General features: G+C 60.7%; 30 protein-coding genes and 1 pseudogene. All 31 read left to right on the top strand.

The annotated features are described in order from the left end of the window. The coding region (gene tuf / locus VFI82_01385) for an elongation factor Tu (GenBank protein HET7183307.1) at positions 1-138 on the top strand (138 nt) is incomplete at its 5' end. Between the two features lie 124 nt (positions 139-262). After that, entirely contained in the window at positions 263-589 is a 327-nt protein-coding gene (gene rpsJ / locus VFI82_01380) for a 30S ribosomal protein S10 (GenBank protein ID HET7183306.1), read from the top strand. 148 nt (positions 590-737) lie between these two features. Next, positions 738-1,469 (top strand): 50S ribosomal protein L3, encoded by a 732-nt coding sequence (rplC, locus tag VFI82_01375; protein HET7183305.1) that lies wholly within the window; start codon positions 738-740, stop codon positions 1,467-1,469. Between the two features lie 13 nt (positions 1,470-1,482). Then, positions 1,483-2,142 (top strand): 50S ribosomal protein L4, encoded by a 660-nt coding sequence (gene rplD, locus VFI82_01370; protein HET7183304.1) that lies wholly within the window; start codon positions 1,483-1,485, stop codon positions 2,140-2,142. After that, complete coding sequence (locus VFI82_01365; GenBank protein ID HET7183303.1) at positions 2,143-2,436, top strand: 50S ribosomal protein L23; 294 nt, start codon at positions 2,143-2,145, stop codon at positions 2,434-2,436. Positions 2,437-2,552: 116 nt separating this feature from the next. Beyond that, positions 2,553-3,380 (top strand): 50S ribosomal protein L2, encoded by an 828-nt coding sequence (rplB, locus tag VFI82_01360; GenBank protein HET7183302.1) that lies wholly within the window; start codon positions 2,553-2,555, stop codon positions 3,378-3,380. Continuing rightward, positions 3,377-3,652: pseudogene (gene rpsS, locus VFI82_01355) on the top strand (30S ribosomal protein S19). Before rplB ends, rpsS begins: the two are co-directional and overlap by 4 nt. An 88-nt stretch (positions 3,653-3,740) precedes the next feature. Then, positions 3,741-4,223, top strand: coding sequence for a 50S ribosomal protein L22 (rplV, locus tag VFI82_01350; GenBank protein ID HET7183301.1), 483 nt, complete (start codon positions 3,741-3,743; stop codon positions 4,221-4,223). Between the two features lie 53 nt (positions 4,224-4,276). After that, positions 4,277-4,939 carry a 30S ribosomal protein S3 gene (rpsC, locus tag VFI82_01345; GenBank protein HET7183300.1) on the top strand — a complete coding sequence of 221 codons (663 nt, stop codon included), beginning with the start codon at positions 4,277-4,279 and terminating at the stop codon, positions 4,937-4,939. 57 nt (positions 4,940-4,996) lie between these two features. Continuing rightward, entirely contained in the window at positions 4,997-5,419 is a 423-nt protein-coding gene (rplP, locus tag VFI82_01340) for a 50S ribosomal protein L16 (protein HET7183299.1), read from the top strand. 31 nt (positions 5,420-5,450) lie between these two features. Further along, complete coding sequence (rpmC, locus tag VFI82_01335; GenBank protein ID HET7183298.1) at positions 5,451-5,657, top strand: 50S ribosomal protein L29; 207 nt, start codon at positions 5,451-5,453, stop codon at positions 5,655-5,657. Further along, positions 5,657-5,983, top strand: coding sequence for a 30S ribosomal protein S17 (gene rpsQ, locus VFI82_01330; protein HET7183297.1), 327 nt, complete (start codon positions 5,657-5,659; stop codon positions 5,981-5,983). The genes rpmC and rpsQ overlap by 1 nt, the downstream gene beginning before the upstream one ends. Before the next feature lie 58 nt (positions 5,984-6,041). Then, entirely contained in the window at positions 6,042-6,413 is a 372-nt protein-coding gene (gene rplN / locus VFI82_01325) for a 50S ribosomal protein L14 (protein ID HET7183296.1), read from the top strand. 114 nt (positions 6,414-6,527) lie between these two features. Next, a complete protein-coding gene (gene rplX / locus VFI82_01320) occupies positions 6,528-6,854 on the top strand; it encodes a 50S ribosomal protein L24 (protein HET7183295.1) in 327 nt (108 codons plus the stop codon). A gap of 275 nt (positions 6,855-7,129) precedes the next feature. After that, complete coding sequence (rplE, locus tag VFI82_01315; GenBank protein ID HET7183294.1) at positions 7,130-7,660, top strand: 50S ribosomal protein L5; 531 nt, start codon at positions 7,130-7,132, stop codon at positions 7,658-7,660. Between the two features lie 89 nt (positions 7,661-7,749). Continuing rightward, positions 7,750-7,941 (top strand): type Z 30S ribosomal protein S14, encoded by a 192-nt coding sequence (locus VFI82_01310; GenBank protein HET7183293.1) that lies wholly within the window; start codon positions 7,750-7,752, stop codon positions 7,939-7,941. A gap of 154 nt (positions 7,942-8,095) precedes the next feature. Beyond that, positions 8,096-8,494 carry a 30S ribosomal protein S8 gene (gene rpsH / locus VFI82_01305; GenBank protein ID HET7183292.1) on the top strand — a complete coding sequence of 133 codons (399 nt, stop codon included), beginning with the start codon at positions 8,096-8,098 and terminating at the stop codon, positions 8,492-8,494. A 146-nt stretch (positions 8,495-8,640) separates the two neighbouring features. Further along, positions 8,641-9,180: a 50S ribosomal protein L6 gene (gene rplF, locus VFI82_01300; GenBank protein HET7183291.1), complete on the top strand. Its 540-nt coding sequence runs from the start codon at positions 8,641-8,643 to the stop codon at positions 9,178-9,180. Between the two features lie 98 nt (positions 9,181-9,278). Then, the gene (gene rplR, locus VFI82_01295; protein HET7183290.1) at positions 9,279-9,644 is read left to right on the top strand and encodes a 50S ribosomal protein L18; all 366 of its coding nucleotides are present in this window, start codon (positions 9,279-9,281) and stop codon (positions 9,642-9,644) included. A 47-nt stretch (positions 9,645-9,691) separates the two neighbouring features. Continuing rightward, positions 9,692-10,207 (top strand): 30S ribosomal protein S5, encoded by a 516-nt coding sequence (gene rpsE, locus VFI82_01290; GenBank protein HET7183289.1) that lies wholly within the window; start codon positions 9,692-9,694, stop codon positions 10,205-10,207. Next, positions 10,207-10,428: a 50S ribosomal protein L30 gene (gene rpmD, locus VFI82_01285; protein HET7183288.1), complete on the top strand. Its 222-nt coding sequence runs from the start codon at positions 10,207-10,209 to the stop codon at positions 10,426-10,428. Before rpsE ends, rpmD begins: the two co-directional genes overlap by 1 nt. 98 nt (positions 10,429-10,526) lie before the next feature. Beyond that, entirely contained in the window at positions 10,527-11,048 is a 522-nt protein-coding gene (gene rplO / locus VFI82_01280; GenBank protein HET7183287.1) for a 50S ribosomal protein L15, read from the top strand. 127 nt (positions 11,049-11,175) lie between these two features. Beyond that, complete coding sequence (gene secY / locus VFI82_01275) at positions 11,176-12,576, top strand: preprotein translocase subunit SecY (protein HET7183286.1); 1,401 nt, start codon at positions 11,176-11,178, stop codon at positions 12,574-12,576. A 96-nt stretch (positions 12,577-12,672) separates the two neighbouring features. Next, positions 12,673-13,401, top strand: a complete 729-nt coding sequence (locus VFI82_01270) for an adenylate kinase (GenBank protein HET7183285.1) — start codon at positions 12,673-12,675, stop codon at positions 13,399-13,401. Next, positions 13,385-14,137, top strand: coding sequence for a type I methionyl aminopeptidase (map, locus tag VFI82_01265; GenBank protein HET7183284.1), 753 nt, complete (start codon positions 13,385-13,387; stop codon positions 14,135-14,137). The genes VFI82_01270 and map overlap by 17 nt, the downstream gene beginning before the upstream one ends. Positions 14,138-14,330: 193 nt before the next feature. Continuing rightward, positions 14,331-14,549 carry a translation initiation factor IF-1 gene (infA, locus tag VFI82_01260; protein HET7183283.1) on the top strand — a complete coding sequence of 73 codons (219 nt, stop codon included), beginning with the start codon at positions 14,331-14,333 and terminating at the stop codon, positions 14,547-14,549. Between the two features lie 67 nt (positions 14,550-14,616). Beyond that, positions 14,617-14,730, top strand: coding sequence for a 50S ribosomal protein L36 (rpmJ, locus tag VFI82_01255; GenBank protein ID HET7183282.1), 114 nt, complete (start codon positions 14,617-14,619; stop codon positions 14,728-14,730). A gap of 9 nt (positions 14,731-14,739) precedes the next feature. Beyond that, on the top strand, positions 14,740-15,126 hold the full coding sequence (rpsM, locus tag VFI82_01250; protein HET7183281.1) for a 30S ribosomal protein S13: 387 nt from the start codon (positions 14,740-14,742) through the stop codon (positions 15,124-15,126). Positions 15,127-15,218: 92 nt separating this feature from the next. Beyond that, complete coding sequence (gene rpsK, locus VFI82_01245) at positions 15,219-15,650, top strand: 30S ribosomal protein S11 (GenBank protein ID HET7183280.1); 432 nt, start codon at positions 15,219-15,221, stop codon at positions 15,648-15,650. Between the two features lie 113 nt (positions 15,651-15,763). Then, the gene (rpsD, locus tag VFI82_01240; protein ID HET7183279.1) at positions 15,764-16,393 is read left to right on the top strand and encodes a 30S ribosomal protein S4; all 630 of its coding nucleotides are present in this window, start codon (positions 15,764-15,766) and stop codon (positions 16,391-16,393) included. A 169-nt stretch (positions 16,394-16,562) separates the two neighbouring features. Further along, complete coding sequence (locus VFI82_01235) at positions 16,563-17,597, top strand: DNA-directed RNA polymerase subunit alpha (GenBank protein ID HET7183278.1); 1,035 nt, start codon at positions 16,563-16,565, stop codon at positions 17,595-17,597. Positions 17,598-17,643: the final 46 nt, after the last annotated feature.

Below are 17,643 nucleotides of genomic sequence, written 5' to 3'. Positions count from 1 at the left end.
ATGGTAATGCCGGGCGACAACGTGAACCTGGAAATCGAGCTGATCACGCCGGTGGCCATGGAAAAGGGGCTGCGCTTCGCCATCCGCGAAGGCGGCCGCACGGTGGGCGCCGGAACGCTGACGGAGATCATTCAGTAAGTGAAAAGGAAAATCGGGTAAAGGCAAAGGTAAGGCACTCCAAGCAATTATCCGATTACACAAACAATTTAACTTTTTTGGGTCGGCATGCAGGTAGCCGCACGTTCTTTGAGATGACACGATGATTGGAAAAGAGAGAATTCGGATCCGGCTGAAAGCTTACGACTATCGCGTGCTCGACCAGAGCACGGGCGAGATCGTGGAAACCGCGCGCCGCACCGGCGCGCAGATCGCGGGTCCGATTCCGCTGCCCACGGTCAAGAACAAGTATTGCGTGCTGCGTTCGCCGCACGTGGACAAGAAATCGCGTGAGCAGTTCGAGATCCGTACCCACAAGCGCCTGCTCGACATCCTGGAGCCGACGCAGCAGACGGTGGACGCGCTGATGAAGCTCGATCTCCCCGCCGGCGTGGATGTGGAGATCAAGGCGTTCGGTAAGGAACATAAGTAGTCGGCCAGTCGGTCAGTCGATCAGTCATCCAGAGCGCCGGACGGCTGAAAGACGGAGCGACTGAAAGACTCAAAAACAAAGCTTCCGTGGCCGTAGGGCCCCCGGAAAGAGCAATCGCCGGAAAAGGAAGCGGAGTCAGGAAACGAACATGGCAATCAACGGAATTCTAGGAAAGAAAGTCGGCATGACGCAGTTGTTCGACAGCAACGGCGACGTGCGTCCCGCCACCGTGCTGCAGGCCGGACCGTGCGTCATCACGCAGCGCAAGACCTCCAGCAAGGATGGCTACGAGGCGGCGCAGATCGGGCTCGTCGAATTCGTCAAGGAAACGCGGCTCAACAAGCCCATGCGCGGACATTTCGGGAAGCACAACCTGCCGCCGGTCAAGTTCCTGAAGGAAGTTGACATCGCGGTGGACGGCGCCGGCGGCGACGGCGACCAGAGCAAGGTCGGCGACCGCGTGCTGGTCGACATCTTTGAAGGCGAGGGCTTCGTGGACGTCACCGGAACCAGCAAGGGACGCGGCTTTGCCGGCGTGGTGAAACGTCACCACTTCCGCGGCGGCCCCAGTTCGCACGGTTCCATGTTCACCATCAACGGTTCGATCGGTTCCTCCGCTTTCCCGTCGCGGGTTTTTGCCGGGATGCGCATGGCGGGTCACATGGGGAACGCGCGCGTCACGACGCGCAACCTGCGCGTGCTCGGTATCGACAAGGACGACAACCTCCTGGTGGTCGAAGGCGCGGTGCCGGGACCGAACGGGGGCTACGTGGTGATCAACAAGGCGAAGCATCCGCCGCGCGAGCGCCGTGGATTCGCGGGCACCGGTACGGTCGACCCGTTGAAGGCCAGCAAGCGCGCGACGAAGAAGAAGTCATAGCTGAGAGCTAAACATGGCAAAGATCGATGTAATGAATCTGAGCGGCGAAAAGACCGGCAGCTTCGAGCTGGCCGAGGAAGTTTTCGGCGCGGTCAACGAGGACCTGCTCTGGGAGGCAGTCAAGCACTATCGCGCCTCGCAGCGCGCCGGCACGCACGCCACCAAGAACCGCAAGCTGGTCTCCGGATCGGGCAAGAAGTTGTGGCGGCAGAAGGGCACGGGACGGGCCCGCGTGGGCTCCATCCGCTCTCCCTTGTGGCGGCACGGCGGCACCGTGCACGGCCCGCAACCGCGCTCCTATGATTACAGCTTCCCGCGCAAGAAGCTGCTGGGCGCGTTGCGTTCGGCGCTGGCCTCCAAGTTCGCCGACGGCAAGCTGACCGTGGTGGAGAACTTCGATCTCGCTGAAGTCAAGGCGAACGCCTTCCGCAAAGCGCTGAGCGCGCTCAAGGTTGACGGTACGGCGCTCGTGGTGGACGGGGCGAAGGCGAACCGCAACCTCGAGCTCAGCTCGCGCAATCTCGACGGGGTCGAGCTGGTGCGCGGCAACGAAGTTCACCCCTATCACCTGTTGCGCTACGACCGCGCCATCTTCTCCCGGCCCGCTCTGGAGAAGCTGCAGGCGTCGCTGAAAAAGACCGCCAGCAAGCGCCGGCATGAGGAGGTCGCGTAAATGAAATCGGCTTACCAGATCATTCGCAAGCCGCTCATCACCGAGAAGGGCCTGGGCGTGAAGGAAACCGAAGCGACCCTGGTTTTCCAGGTGGCGGTCAAGGCGACCAAGACGGAGATCAAGGAAGCGGTGCAGTCCATCTTCAAGGTGAAAGTGGATTCGGTTCGCACCGCGAACTTCGTGGGCAAGGAACGACGCCGCGGCAAGTTTACCGGCTACCGCCCCGACTGGAAAAAAGCTTACGTGCGCCTGAAGGCGGGTGAAAAAATGCCCGACTACGCGCAGAACTTGTAGTGGCAATCAGCCATCGGCCATCGGCTGTCGGAAAGAACAGCCGCACCGGTGCGAAGTGAAAAGAGAGCTAAGGGCCGAAGGACCGAAAGCCGACGGCCGATAGCCGAGAGCGAATTATGGCGATCAAAACATACAGACCGGTTACTTCGACGCTGCGCTTCCAGACCACGCTGGTCAATGATGAGCTGACGACCAACCGGCCGCACAAGGCGCTGACCGAGAGCAAGCAACGCACCGGCGGCCGCCGCAACCAGGGCGACATCACCAGCCGGTTCCGTGGCGGCGGGCACAAGAAGAAATACCGCGTCATCGACTTCAAGCGCGAGAAGGCGGGCATTCCCGCCACCGTGACTTCGATCGAGTATGACCCGAACCGTTCCGCGCGCATCGCGCTGCTGAGCTACGCCGACGGCGAGAAGCGCTACATCCTCCAGCCCGACGGGCTGAAGCTGGGCGCGAAGCTGCTGAGCGGTCCCGACGCCGACATCCTGGTGGGAAACGCGCTGCCGCTGCGCAACATCCCGCCCGGCACGACGGTGCACAACGTCGAGCTGCGGCCCGGCAAGGGTGCGCAGATGGCGCGATCGGCAGGCGCGGCCGCGCAGCTGGTCGCCAAGGAAGGCGACTACGCGCTGCTCAAGTTGCCCTCGGGCGAAACCCGGCGCGTGACCGTCGATTGCATGGCGACGATCGGCCAGGTCGGCAACCTGGATCACGAGAACATTTCCATCGGCAAGGCGGGCCGTACCCGCTGGATGGGCAAGCGCCCGCACAACCGCGGTGTTGCCATGAACCCGGTGGATCACCCGCACGGCGGCGGTGAAGGCAAGACCTCCGGCGGACGTCACCCGGTCACGCCTTGGGGCCAGCCGACGCGCGGCTACAAGACTCGCAACAACAAGCGGACTGAGAAGTTCATCGTCAGCCGCCGAGGAAAGAAATAATGCGTTCACAAAAAAAGGGTCCGTTCATCGACGGTTTCCTGGCGCAACGCATCGAGGGCATGAACCAGCGCAACGAGAAGAAGGTGCTCCGCACCTGGTCGCGGCGTTCGACCATCATTCCCGAGATGGTGGGCCATACCATTGCGGTGCACAACGGCAAGAAGTTCATCCCGGTGTACATCACCGAGAACATGGTGGGCCACAAGCTGGGCGAGTTCAGCTTTACCCGGCAGTTCAAGGGACACTCGATGAGGGCGGCTACCGAAGTGGCGGCCAAGCCCGCCGGAGTGCCCGGAGGCCCGGGAGCAATCGTTCCGGCCGCACCGGCAGCTCCGGCGCCGAAGGCGTAGAGAGACGAACATGGAATTCAGAAGCTCGGCAAGATACGTGCGCGTTTCGCCGCAGAAGGCGCGTTTGGTACTCGACCTGATCAAGGGGCGCCGCGTGGAAGACGCGATGAATACGCTCACCTTCACCAAGAAGGGCATTGCGCCGGACGTGCAGAAGGTGCTGCGCTCGGCCATTGAAAACGCCAACTACCTGAGCGGCGAAAAGGGCGTGGACGTGGACGTGGACAATCTGTTCGTGCTGCGCGCCATCGCCAACGAAGGCCCGCGCATGAAGCGCATCCGCCCCGCTCCGATGGGACGCGCCTACCGCTACCAGCGGCGCATGGCGCACATCGAGATCACGCTGGCGGAGAAAAACCGCAACGGCGCCGCGGAGGAAGCGGGCGAACAGACCCCGGCAGCCGCCGCGCGTGTGCGCAAGCCGGCGCGCCGTCCGGTCGCGAAGAAGAAAGCGCCCGCCAAGAAAACGGCGGGAAAAGGAAAGAAGAAATAGGCTTTGCCAACGGCCAATGGCTGCAGAGCCGGCGGCTTCTGAGACGAGGAACCATGGGACAAAAAGTCCATCCATACGGATTTCGGATCGGCTACACCAAGCCGTGGAAGTCGCGCTGGTTCATGACCCGCGATTACGCCAAGATGCTGCTGGAAGACGTCAAGCTGAAGGGTGAGCTGAAGGAGAAGCTCAAGTCGGCCGGCGTCAGCTCCATCGAGGTCGAGCGCCCCGGCAACAAGCTGCGCATCATCATCCGCACCGCCCGGCCCGGCATCATCATCGGCCGCAAGGGCACGGAAATCGACAAGCTCAAGGGCGAGCTGCAGAAGCGCACCAACCGCGATGTCTACATCGACATCCAGGAAGTGCACAAGCCCGAACTGGACGCGCAGCTGGTTTCCGAATCGATCGCGCTGCAGCTGGAAAAGCGGGTCGGCTTCCGCCGCGCCATGCGCAAGTCGGTAGATTCCGCCCTGCGCTTCGGTTGCAAGGGCATCAAGGTCCGCGTCAGCGGACGCTTGAACGGCAATGAAATCGCGCGCTCGGAGTGGTATCTGCAGGGCCGGTTGCCGCTGCACACCCTGCGTGCCGACATTGATTACGGGTTTGCCGAGGCGCGCACCACCTACGGCGTGATTGGCGTGAAGTGCTGGGTGTACAAGGGCGAAATCCTGCCCACCAAGAAGCGCGAGCCGCAAACGGCAACCGCGTTTTAGCGGCCGACTGTCGACGGTTGACCGTCGACGGCCAGCCAAGAAGTTAAGGTCAAAGCTATGTTGATGCCCAAGAAAGTGAAGTACCGCAAACAGCAGCGCGGGCGCATGGCCGGCAAGGCCTGGCGCGGCAGCGAGCTGTCGTTTGGCAACTACGGCCTGAAGGTCATGGAGTGCGGCCACATCACCGACCGCCAGATCGAAGCCAGCCGTATCGCCATGACGCGTTTCGTCAAGCGCGGCGGAAAAATCTGGCTGCGCCTGTTCCCGGACAAGCCGGTCACCAAAAAGCCGGCCGAAACCCGCATGGGCAAGGGCAAGGGCGCGCCGGACCACTGGGTCGCCGTCGTCCGTCCGGGCAAGATCCTGTTCGAGATGGAAGGGGTCACCCCGACGGAAGCGCGCGAAGCCATGCGTCTGGCCTCGCACAAGCTTCCGCTGAAGACTCGTTTCGTGCAGCGCGACGGTTCGGGAACGCACTGAGAGCTGGCCACTGGCCACGGGAAACTGATTTATGGATGCTGAAAAGATTCGCAATTTGACCGACGAAGAACTCAAGCAGCAGGAGCGCGAACTTAACGACCAGCTCTTCCGCCTGAAGTTCCAGCTCAACATGGGCCAGACGGAGAGCCTGAAGAAGATCCGCGGCCTGCGCAAGGACATCGCGCGCGTGAAGACGATCTCGCGCCAGCGCCAGATGGCCGCCTCGGAGAAGTCATAATGACGGAAACTACCACCGCGATTGAAACCACGCGCAAGACGCTGGTCGGCGACGTCGTCTCCACCAAGATGCAAAAGACCATCGTCGTCGAGGTCACACGCAAGAAATCGCACCATCTGTATGGCCGCGTAATCGCCCGTTCGCGCCGCTTCTACGCGCACGACGAAAACAACACCGCCAATGTCGGCGATGTCGTTCGCCTGGAAGAAACTCGTCCCATGTCGAAGCTGAAGCGCTGGCGCCTGAAAGAAGTCATCCGCCGCGCCAAGCTGGTGGGTCCGGAGGCGGTCACGCCGGGCAAGGAAGAGGCGGCCGGCGTCGCGTAGCAGGTTGTGTGGCGCGGGTCTCTGACCCGCGGGCGCACGGGTCCAAGGAGAATCGAACATGGCAGTCATGATGAGAACGATGCTCGATGTCGCCGACAACTCCGGCGCACGCAAGCTCCAGATGATCCTCCCGCTGGGCGGTTCTACTGGTCTGAGCGCCGGCCTGGGCGACGTCATCACCGCCGCCGTGAAGGAAGCATCTCCCGACGGGACGGCGAAAAAAGGCACGGTGGTGAAGGCGGTCATCGTGCGCACGCGGAAGGAACACCGCCGCCGCGACGGCACCTACATCCGCTTCGACCAGAATGCGGCGGTGCTGATCAACGACGCGCACGAGCCGGTTGGCACCCGCGTCTTCGGCCCAGTGGCACGTGAGCTGCGCGAGAAGAAGTTCCTGAAAATCGTCTCGCTCGCGCCGGAAGTGCTGTAAGGAGTGAAAAGGAGAATCGGGACGTTCAGTAGAGTCTGGTGCAGTGACTTTGGACTGGAGCCGGCTACACAATGACCCGGTTGAATGCCCGGGAAGGACGACAGAAGAGGAATCATGCAACGAGTACACAGTGACATTCGCCGCAACGACACCGTGAAGGTGATCACCGGCCGCGACCAGGGCAAGCAGGGGCGCGTGCTCCGCGTCTTTCCCGAGGAGGGGAAGGTACTGGTCGAGCACGTGATGATGGTGAAGAAGCACGTGCGCCCCAACCCGCAGCGCAACGTCAAGGGCGGCATCGCCGAGCAGGAGAGCCGGATTGCCATCTCCAACGTGATGCTGTTGTGCGGAGCGTGTGGCCCGGTGCGCGTCCGTCACGAGAAGCGCGGGGACCGCAAAGTTCGCGTCTGCCACAAGTGCGGCACGACGCTGGAGAAGTAAGAAGTGCAATCGGGTAATCGGGGGAAGTCATTTTTGACTTTTCTCGATTACGCAATTACCCGATTCAATTGAGCGCCTCACGAACCGGTTCGACTCCGAAACCGTGAGAGGAAGAAGTAGAGGACATGGCAGACGAGAAACAGAAAAAGCCGCAGCAAGCGGGAGGCAAGAAAGGCGACGGCAAGGCCAAAGGTAAGCCCGCCGAGGATGCGGTCCAGGCCAAGGGTGACGGGAAGCCACAGCGCGCCAAGGCGAGCAGCCGCTCCACCGCGCGCCTGCGCGACCGCTTCGAGAAGGAAGTGGCTCCGGCATTGATGAAGGAGTTCGACGTCAAGAACCCGATGGCGGTTCCGCGGATCCACAAGGTCGTGGTCAACATGGGTGTCGGCGAAGCCACCCAGAATGCCAAGGTCATTGACCCCGCCGCCGCCGAGTTGCAGGCGATCGCCGGCCAGAAGCCGGTGATTACCAAGGCGAAGAAATCCATCGCCGCCTTCAAGGTGCGCGAAGGCATGCCGATCGGCGTCATGGTCACGCTGCGTGGAGATCGCATGTACGAATTCCTCGACCGGCTGATCAACATCGCGCTGCCGCGAGTGCGCGATTTCCGGGGCGTTTCCACCAAGTCGTTCGACGGCCGCGGCAATTACACGCTCGGCCTGCGCGATCAGCTCATCTTCCCGGAAATTTCTTACGAGAGGGTGGAAAAGTCGAAGGGAATGAACGTCACCATTGTGACCACGGCGCGCACTGACGACCAGGCGCGCGCCCTGCTGAAAGGCCTCGGGATGCCTTTCCGCGCATAAAGAAAGAACGTTCCTGGTTTTCGGTCTCGGTTCTCAGTTCTATGACCCGAAGACCGACGACCGATAACCGACAACCGAATTGGAGATACATGGCTACAACTGCAAAACGAGTGAAGGACGATCCGAGCCGGAAGCCGAAGTTTTCGACGCGGCAGCACAATCGCTGCCAGATCTGCGGGCGTCCCCGCGGATTCCTGCGCAAGTTCGGCATTTGCCGCTTGTGCTTCCGCGGACTGGCGCTGCGGGGCGAAATCCCCGGCGTTTCCAAGTCGTCCTGGTAGGAAGTGAAATCGGGTAATCGGGAATTGAGTAAAGTGCGGCCTCGGCCGGTTCTGACTTTACCCGATTACGAAATGACTCAATTACCCGATTGAGAGTGTTGCCGCTGGTTCTCCCGGTGAAATGGGAGCGAACGGGCAAAGGAGAAGCTAAGCAATGAGTTTGACCGATCCGGTCGCAGATTTTTTGACTCGCATCCGCAACGGCATTGGCGCCCGCCAGCAGAAGGTGGACGTCCCTGCCTCCAAGCTGAAGCTGGAACTGGCCCGCATCCTTAAGGAAGAGGGCTTTATCTCCAACTTCAAGTCCACCGAGGAAGAAGGCCGCAAGGTGCTGCGCGTTTACCTGAAGTATGGCAACAACAACGAAGCCGCAATTTCGCGCCTGCAACGCGTGTCCAGTCCGGGTTGCCGCGTGTACGTCGGCCACAACGAGATTCCGCGCGTGCTCGGCGGGATGGGCATCAACATCCTGACCACCCCGCGCGGCGTGATGACGGGCCGCGACGCCCGCAAGCATGGCGTCGGCGGTGAAATTTTGTGCGAGATCTGGTGAGGCAGTCTGCCAGTCGCTCGGTCTGTCGGCCGTCAGCTGTGACGGCGGCGAGTCGAAGTGACTGACCGGCTGAAAGACTGACAGACCACAACGCTGGAAGCCGGCGGAACAAGCTGAGAGCCGACAGCTGATAGTTGAGAGCTGACATGTCACGAATTGGAAAAAAGCCGATTGCCATCCCCCAGGGAGTGAAGGTCTCGGTGGATGGGAACGTGGTCAAGGTCCAGGGCCCGAAGGGAGCGCTGGAAACGCGGGTCCCCAACGGCATCAAGGTCGCGCAGCAGGACGGCCACCTGGTCGCACAGCGCGAAAACGATCAGCAGGCCGCGCTGCATGGTTTAACGCGGGCGCTGATTAACAACGCCGTGGAAGGCGTTACCAAGGGCTGGACGCGCGAGTTGGAAATCGTCGGCATCGGGTACCGCGCCGAGCTGAAGGGAAAGGCCGTAGTCGTCTTCAATCTCGGGTATTCGCACCCCATCGAGTACCCGCTGCCGGAAGGCATCACGGTGACGGTGGACCCCAAGCAGACGCGCCTGACGATCAGCGGAATCGATCGCCAGAAGGTTGGCCAAGTCGCCGCGGAAATGCGCGGACTGCGTCCGCCCGACCCCTATAAGAACAAGGGCGTGCGCTACGCGGGCGAGCGTTTGAAGAAGAAGGTGGGTAAGACCGGGGCGAAGTAACTGCAGAATTGCGGAACTGTGGAATCGGGTAATTGCGATTGTCCGATTCGGCAATGGCAAGGGCCCGGCACAGAACCCCGGGAATAGGAAAAATAAAGATGCTTACGAAGGCTTCAAAAAACCAGACGCGATCCAAGTCTCACCAGCGCATCCGCAAGCGGATGGTTGGTACGCCGGAGCGCCCGCGCCTCAACGTGTACCGCTCGCTCAACCATATTTATGTCCAGGTGGTAGACGACCTGCACGGCAAGACGCTGGTATCGGCGAGCACGGTCGAGGGCGCCAAGGCCAGCAAGCGCACCGGCGGCAACGTCGCCGCGGCCAAGGAAATCGGCAAGCGCATCGCCGAACGCGCCAAGGAAAAGGGAATTGCCAAGGTAGTGTTCGATCGCGGCGGCTACCTTTACCACGGGCGGGTCAAGGCGCTGGCGGAAGCCGCTCGCGCGGCCGGACTGCAATTTTAGTATCAGCCGTCGGGGGTTACGTGACCTTCGACTGATTTGAGAGTGAAATGGCTACTGCAACTGTGAAGAAGAAATTGGATGCCGGCAGCTACCAACTGAAAGACCAGGTGGTCGCCATCAACCGCGTCACCAAGGTGGTGAAGGGCGGCAAGAACCTGTCGTTCGCCGCGCTGGTCGTCGTCGGCGATCCCTCCGCCGCCGTGGTCGGCTACGGTTCCGGCAAGGCCAAGGAAGTGCCGCAGGCGATCCGCAAGGGAATCGAGTCGGCCAAGAAGAACCTGGTGCGCGTGAACATCAACCAGACCACCATCCCGCACGCGGTTCTCGGACGCTTCGGCTCCGGCATGGTGCTGTTGAAGCCCGCACCGGAAGGAACGGGCGTGATCGCCGGTGGTGCGGTGCGCGCGGTCATGACTTCGGTCGGCATTCAGAACGTGCTCACCAAGTCCATCGGCACCACCAACCCACATAACGTGGTCAAGGCCACCTTCGATGCGCTCAAGAAGTTGCGCGATCGCCAGGAAGTTGCCACCATGCGCGGCAAGTCCGCACAGGAGCTGTAATGCCTGCCACCAGGAAAAGCGCCAAGCGCGCCAGCAGCGGCAAGGGTAAGATTCACCTGAAGTGGGTGCGGTCGGCGATCGCTTCGCCGGAGAAACATAAGCGGGTGGTGCGCGGTCTCGGTTTCACCCGCTTGAACCAGGTGATCGAGCGCGAAGACTCGCCCTCGATCCGCGGCATGGTCGACAAGGTTCCGCACCTGGTGAAGGTGGTAAACGAATAGTCACTCCGTCTTTCAGTCGACCAGTCGTGCGATGACTGAGATACTGACAGACTGGCAGACTGCTGAAAGCTGATCGCAGATAGCGGAGAGCCTGGAAAATGAATTTATCGAATTTACGAGCACCAAAACGCTCCTCCGAAAACCGCAAGCGCGTGGGCCGCGGCATGGGTTCAGGCATGGGCAAGACTTCTACCCGGGGACACAAGGGCCAGGGCTCACGCTCCGGGTCCCGCCTGATGCGCGGCTTTGAAGGCGGCCAGATGCCGCTGCACCGCCGCCTGCCCAAGCGTGGTTTCGTCAACATCTTCCGCGAGGAGTACGCGATCGTGAACCTCTCCGAGCTGGCGTCCCTCGGCGAAAGCAAGATCACGCCCGACCTGCTCCGCTCCAGCGGGCTGGTAAGCGGCAAGAACAAGCGCGTGAAAGTCCTGGGTGACGGCGAACTCAAAAGCGCCCTCACGGTGCAGGCGCACAAATTTTCCAAGTCGGCGGAAGAGAAGATCAAGAATGCCGGGGGCAGCGCCAGTATCATCGAAATCAAGCCGCCCGCCCCGGTGAAGAACCGGTTCGAGCAAGCCCGCGCGCAAAAACGCGCCGGCAAACAGAAGAAGCAGGCTTAACGTTTCAAGTTTCGAAGTTTCACGTTTCTCGTTGCACGGCGTTGTTCCCAATGCGCAGACCCCGCAACGTGAAACATGAAACGCGGAACTTTAAAACGGGTGTAAAGCCCAAAAGGTATTTCGACCCATGCTGGAAAAGCTGGCCAACGTATTTCGCGTTCCGGACCTCCGCAAGCGCATCCTGTTCACGCTTGGATTGCTGGCCGTGTATCGCCTCGGTGGGCACATTCCGACGCCGGGCATCAACGCCGACCTGCTGCAGCAGTTTTTCGAGCAGAACCGCGGCACCTTTCTCGGCTTCGTCGACCTGTTCAGCGGCGGCCAGCTTCGCCGGCTCACCATCTTCGCGCTGGGCATCATGCCCTACATCACCGCGTCGATCATTCTGCAGTTGCTCACGGTGGTCTATGAGCCGCTGGCCAAATTGCAGAAGGAGGGCGAACTGGGGCGCAAGAAGATTACCGAGTGGACGCGCTACCTGACGCTCATCCTGAGCGCCATGCAGTCTTTCGGCATTGCCATCACGCTGCAGCGCCAGACCACCGCCGGCACCGCGTTTGTTACCAACCCCGGCGCTGGCTTCATCCTGATGACCGTGCTGACCCTGACCACCGGCTCCGTCTTCATCATGTGGCTGGGCGAGCAGATCACGGAGCGCGGCATCGGCAACGGCATGTCGCTGCTGATCTTTGCCGGCATCGTGGTCGGCCTGCCCCGCGGTATCGCCGACCTGGTGGACAAGGTCCGCACCGACGCATGGGGCGCCTTCACCGCTCCCGCCGTGATTATCCTGATCGCGCTGATGATTGCGGTGGTCGCTTTCATCGTCTACGTAGAGCGCAGTGAACGCCGAATACCGGTGCAGTATGCCAAGCGCGTGGTCGGACGCAAAGTCATGGGCGGCGGCTCCACGCACTTGCCGCTGCGCGTCAACTCCGGCGGCGTCATGCCGGTGATCTTTGCTTCCTCGCTGCTCACGTTGCCGCAAACGGCGGGTTTCTTCCTGCGAGACAACCGTTATTTCGGCCCCCTGCTGCGCGCCTTGCAGTGGGGAGAGCCCCTGTACACGCTGCTGTATGCCATCGGGATCATCTTCTTCGCCTACTTCTACGTCTCCATTGTCTTCAACCCCAACGAGGTTGCCGACAACATGCGGAAGTACGGCGGTTTCATTCCCGGCATCCGGCCCGGCAAGCGCACCTCCGATTCGATTAACGAGATCCTGACCCGCATTACGCTGGTGGGCGCGCTCTACCTGATCATCATTTCCTTTATTCCGGAGTGGATGATCACCGGCATTCACTTGAACCACCTGCCGGGCGCGATGGGAGCTTTCTTTGAAAGATTGCCAGCGTGGATTACCAATGGGTTGGGCGTCACTTTCTACTTCGGCGGCACCTCGCTGCTGATCGTGGTGGGCGTCGCCATGGACACCGTGCAGCAGGTGGAGGCGCAGTTGATCATGCGCCATTACGAAGGCTTTACCCCGCGCTCGGGCCGGATTCGCGGTCGCAGAACGTGGGCGTAACCAACCAGGTTTCGGAGGTTTCTTAGGTTTCGGAGGCTTAGTTGAGGAGCGGAAAATCCGAAACATCCGAAACTTCCGAACGCGAAAGAAACTGCGATGGAAAAAGCTGTTGTGGAAAAGACGGCCGAGAATAAATCGATGACCACCGTTGGCCCCATCATCCTGCTGGGAGCGCCGGGCGCGGGTAAGGGAACGCAGGCAAAAACCATCTGCGAACGCTATGCGGTCCCTCAGATCTCTACCGGGGACCTGCTCCGCGACCATGTTGCCCGCTCAACCGAGCTTGGCAAGCAGGCCAAGGCCGTCATGGAACGCGGCGGGCTGGTTCCTGACAACCTGGTCAACAACATGGTTGCCGAGCGCCTCTCCCGTCCCGATACCAGCCGCGGTTTCATTCTCGACGGCTATCCGCGGACGGTCGCTCAGGCGCAGTGGCTGGACGGGTACCTGGCGGATAAGCGCTTTGAGAATCAAGGAGATCGCAAGCTGCACCCGGTTGTGATCAACATCGCGGTGGGATATAATCTATTATTACGGCGACTTACCGGCCGGCGGTCTTGCCCAACCTGCGGGCGCATTTACAACGTGTACTTCCAGCCTCCCCGCGTTGCTGATCTCTGCGACGTCGATGGCACGAAGCTAGTTACGCGCCGTGACGATTGCGAGGAAGTGATCTCCAAGCGTCTGAAAGAATATGAGGCGCAAACTCTGCCCTTGGCAGACTATTACCGCGCCCAGGGACGCCTGGTTGAAGTCGATGGCGAGCAGGGAACGGATGCGGTCGCCGCCGCGGTGCTGAAAGTGATTGATGGCCATCGTCTGTAAATCGCCGACCGAACTGGAGAAGATGCGCGCTTCCGGCCGCATCGTGCGCCAGGTGCTCGACACGGTCCGTGCCATGGTGAAGCCCGGTGTCACCACCATGGACCTGGAGCGGGCGGCGGAGAAGAAGATCAAGGAACTCGGCGCCAAGCCGGCCTTCAAGGGATATTACGATTACCCTTGCGTGCTGTGCACGTCGGTCAACCAGGAGATCGTTCACGGCATTCCTTCGCCGAAGCGGCTGCTCAAGGACGGCGACATTGTCTCCATTGACTGCGGCGTCGTGCTCGACGGCTATTACGGTGATGCTGCCATTACGGTCCCGGTGGGCAACGAAGTCGCCCCCGACGTGCAGAAGCTTTTGGAAGTGACCGAAGCCTCGCTGTACCGTGGAATTGCCGCCGCCCGCATCGGCAACACCGTGGGCGATGTCGGCGCCGCGGTGCAGGAACTGGTCGAGGCCAACGGGTTCAGTGTGGTGCGCGAGTTTGTCGGGCACGGCATTGGCACACGGTTGCACGAAGACCCTCAGGTTCCGAATTACGGCACCCGCGGGCACGGCGCCCGGTTGCGCGAGGGCATGGTGATCGCCATCGAGCCCATGGTGAATGCCGGCACGCCCGGCGCCCGCGTGCTCGATGATAAGTGGACGGCGGTGACCGAGGACGGCAGCTTCAGCGCCCACTTCGAGCACTGCGTAGCCGTCACCGAAGACGGCCCCTTAATTTTGACGCAGTAGCTGGCCACCGGGTTTCGGCCAGCGGCTCTCGGGTCGGAAGACCGAAAACTGTCGCGTATGACAGCCGCGAAGCCGCGGCAGAATGTGTAGCCCACGGCGTAAGCCGTGGGTAGGCGGACATAAAATTCGAGCCCCCTTCAGGGGCGAAGGATTCAACCGAAGGCGTAAGCCCGAAGCGTGATAACAGGAGTGCATGAGTAAAGAAGACGCGATTGAAGTTATGGCAGTGGTCCTGGAACCCCTGCCCAACGCAATGTTCAAGGTGGAATTGGAAAACAAGCACCAGGTCCTGGCGCATGTTTCTGGAAAAATGCGCAAGAACTTCATTCGCATTTTGCCCGGCGATCGGGTCGCGGTGGAGCTTTCTCCCTACGACCTCACCCGCGGCAGGATTGTGTATCGATACAAGTAGAACGGGAAATTGAGTAATTGCGTAAAGTGGTTTTGCTTTGCCCGATTACCCGATAGGAATTGAACTCATGAAGGTCAGGGCGTCAGTAAAGAAGATTTGCGACAAGTGCAAGGTCATCCGCCGCAAGGGCGTGGTGCGGGTGATCTGCGAAAACACGAAACACAAACAGAGACAAGGTTAAGAGGTCTTTATGGCACGTATTGCCGGCGTGGATCTTCCGCGCAACAAGCACACACGCATCGCGCTGACCTACATTTACGGTATCGGTCATCCGCGCGCCGCCAAGATTGTCGCAACCGCCAACGTCGATGGCGAAAAGAAGGTGCAGGACCTCAACGAAGAAGAGGTCAACCGCATCCGCCAGGTCATCGAGAGTGAGGGCAACGTCGAAGGCGACCTGCGTAAGGATGTCTCGATGCACATCAAGCGGTTGATTGAAATCGGCTCGTACCGCGGCTTCCGGCACCGCCGTAACCTGCCGGTCCGCGGCCAGCGCACGCACACCAATGCTCGTACCCGCAAGGGCCCGCGCAAGGGAACTGTGGCCAACAAGAAGAAGGCAGCGACCAAGACGTAATAGTTAGGAGTTACTGGTTGGGAGTCAGCGCGAAGCGCAGCTCCTCGTTTAACTAACTCTCAACTCCAAGCTACTAACGACTGAGAAGAAATATGGCGAAACCAGCAGCAGAAACTACCGCCGGCGCGCCGGCAAAAAAAGGCAAGACCAAGAAATTCAAGAAGCGTGAGCGCAAAAACGTCCCCTTCGGGGTGGCGCACATTCAGGCTTCGTTCAACAACACCATCGTCACCATCTCCGACAGCGAGGGCAACGTGCTTTCCTGGAAGAGTTCGGGATCGCTGGGGTTCCGCGGATCGCGCAAGGGAACGCCTTTTGCGGCGCAGCAGGCGGCCATGAACGCCGCCAACATGGCGCGCGAGCATGGTCTCCGCTCGGTGGAAGTGCGTGTCAGCGGTCCCGGTTCGGGCCGCGAGTCGGCGATTCGCGCCCTGGCTGCCGCCGGCATCGAGGTGCGAAACATTCGCGATGTCACCCCGATTCCGCACAACGGTTGCCGTCCACCCAAACGGCGCAGAGTTTAGAAGGTTTCGCGTTTCAAAACGCGAAACGTGCAACGGGAAACGTTTTGGATCGGGACGAAGCGCGGGCCAAGCGCGTAAACCGATCGTCACCGGTAGAAATAAGGAGAAGAACATTGGCTCGATATACAGGCGCAGTTTGCCGTCTTTGCCGACGCGAAGGCATGAAGCTCTTCCTTAAAGGGGCGAAGTGCTTCAGCGATAAATGCCCCATCGAGAACCGCAACTTCGCTCCCGGCCAGCACGGCAAGGACCGCAAGGCGAAGATTGTCGGCTACGGCCTGCAGTTGCGCGAGAAGCAGAAAGCCAAGCGCATCTACTTCACCAACGAAGGCCAGTTCCGCAACTATTACGAGAAGGCCTCGCGCACCAAGGGCGTCACCGGCGAAGTGCTCCTGCAGCAACTGGAGCGCCGCCTTGACAACGTGGTGTACCGCCTCGGACTTGCCACCTCGCGCCGCCAGTCGCGTCAACTGGTGCGTCACGGGCACATCCAGGTGAACGGCCGCAAGGTCGATATTCCGTCGTTCCAGGTGAAAGCCGGAGACGAGATTGCGGTTCGCGAGCCGAGCAAGAAGCTACCCATCATTGCTTCTTCGATTGAGTACAGCAGCCATCAGCCGACTCCGAACTGGCTGGAGATCGATCGCGAGAACATGAAGGGACGCGTCACCGCGATTCCCAAGCGTGAAGACGTGAACCTGCCGGTCAACGAACAGTTGATCGTCGAACTTTATTCGAAGTAAGCGCTTTTCAGTCTTCAGTCGTTCGGCTTCTGCTGATCGACTGAAAGACTGACATGCTGACAGACTTTTTTGGCCCCATTCGCGCCAGATCAGGCTTGCGCGACGAAGCACCTCACGCCTGGGCCGCGTGAGGATGTCGCCTTGACCCACATGGCCGAAGGAGAAACAAATGCTTTGGAAAGGTTTTCAGAAACCCAAGCGCCTCGCCGCTGACACCGAAACCCTCACCGACAAGTACGGTCGCTTCTGGGCACAGCCCTTCGAGCGCGGCTTCGGCACCACCATCGGCAACGCACTCCGCCGCGTGCTGCTCAGCTCCATCGAGGGCGCGGCTGTTACCGCCGTCAAAATCGAGGGCGTGCTTCACGAGTTTCAGTCGATCCCCGGCGTGGTTGAGGACGCAACCGACATCATCCTCAACCTCAAGCAGGTCCCGTTCAAGCTCAACGGCGAAGGCCCCAAAGCCATCTATCTGCGCGCCGACCAGCCTGGCGTCGTCACATCAGGCATGATCGAGGCGGACGCGGACGTCGAGGTCCTCGACAAGAACGTTTACATTGCCACCGTCAGCGAAGGCGGCAAGCTCGACATGGAAATGCGGCTCAAGCGCGGACGCGGGTACATCGCCGCCGACAAGAACTTTGAGGAAGACCTCGGCATTGGCTTTATTCCCATCGACTCCGTGCACTCGCCGGTGCGCAAATGTAATTACACCGTCGAAGCGGCGCGCCTGGGGCAGATCACTGACTACGACAAGCTCACGCTTGAAGTCTGGACCAACGGTTCTGTCGCTCCCGCCGACGCTATCGGCCTGGCCGCGAAGCTGGTGAAGGACCACATGAACATCTTCATCAACTTCGAAGAGGAGATGGAGACCTCCGCCGCCAGCGAGGAGCGCAAGCCTGAGATTCGCAACGAGAATCTGAATCGCTCCGTCGAGGAGCTGGAACTCAGCGTTCGCAGCTACAACTGCCTGAAGAACGCCAATATCCAGACCATCGGCGAACTGGTGCAGAAGACCGAAGCCGAGATGCTCAAGACCAAAAATTTCGGCCGCAAGTCGCTGAACGAGATCAAGGAAATTTTGGCCTCGATGGGACTCAGCCTGGGCATGAAGATCGACGAGCACGGCAATGCCGTGGCCGCTGCTCAGCCGGCGCAATCCGTGGCCATGGGCTTCGGCTCCATCGAGCACCAGCAGTAGAAATGCCGTCGTTCGTCGTTGGTCGTTGGCCAATCCGGCTAACGAC

Source organism: Terriglobales bacterium (assembly GCA_035691485.1).
GTDB lineage: Bacteria > Acidobacteriota > Terriglobia > Terriglobales > Acidobacteriaceae > JAIQGF01.
Note: the sequence above shows the minus strand (reverse complement) of the source record. Positions and strands in the feature narration are given on the sequence as shown.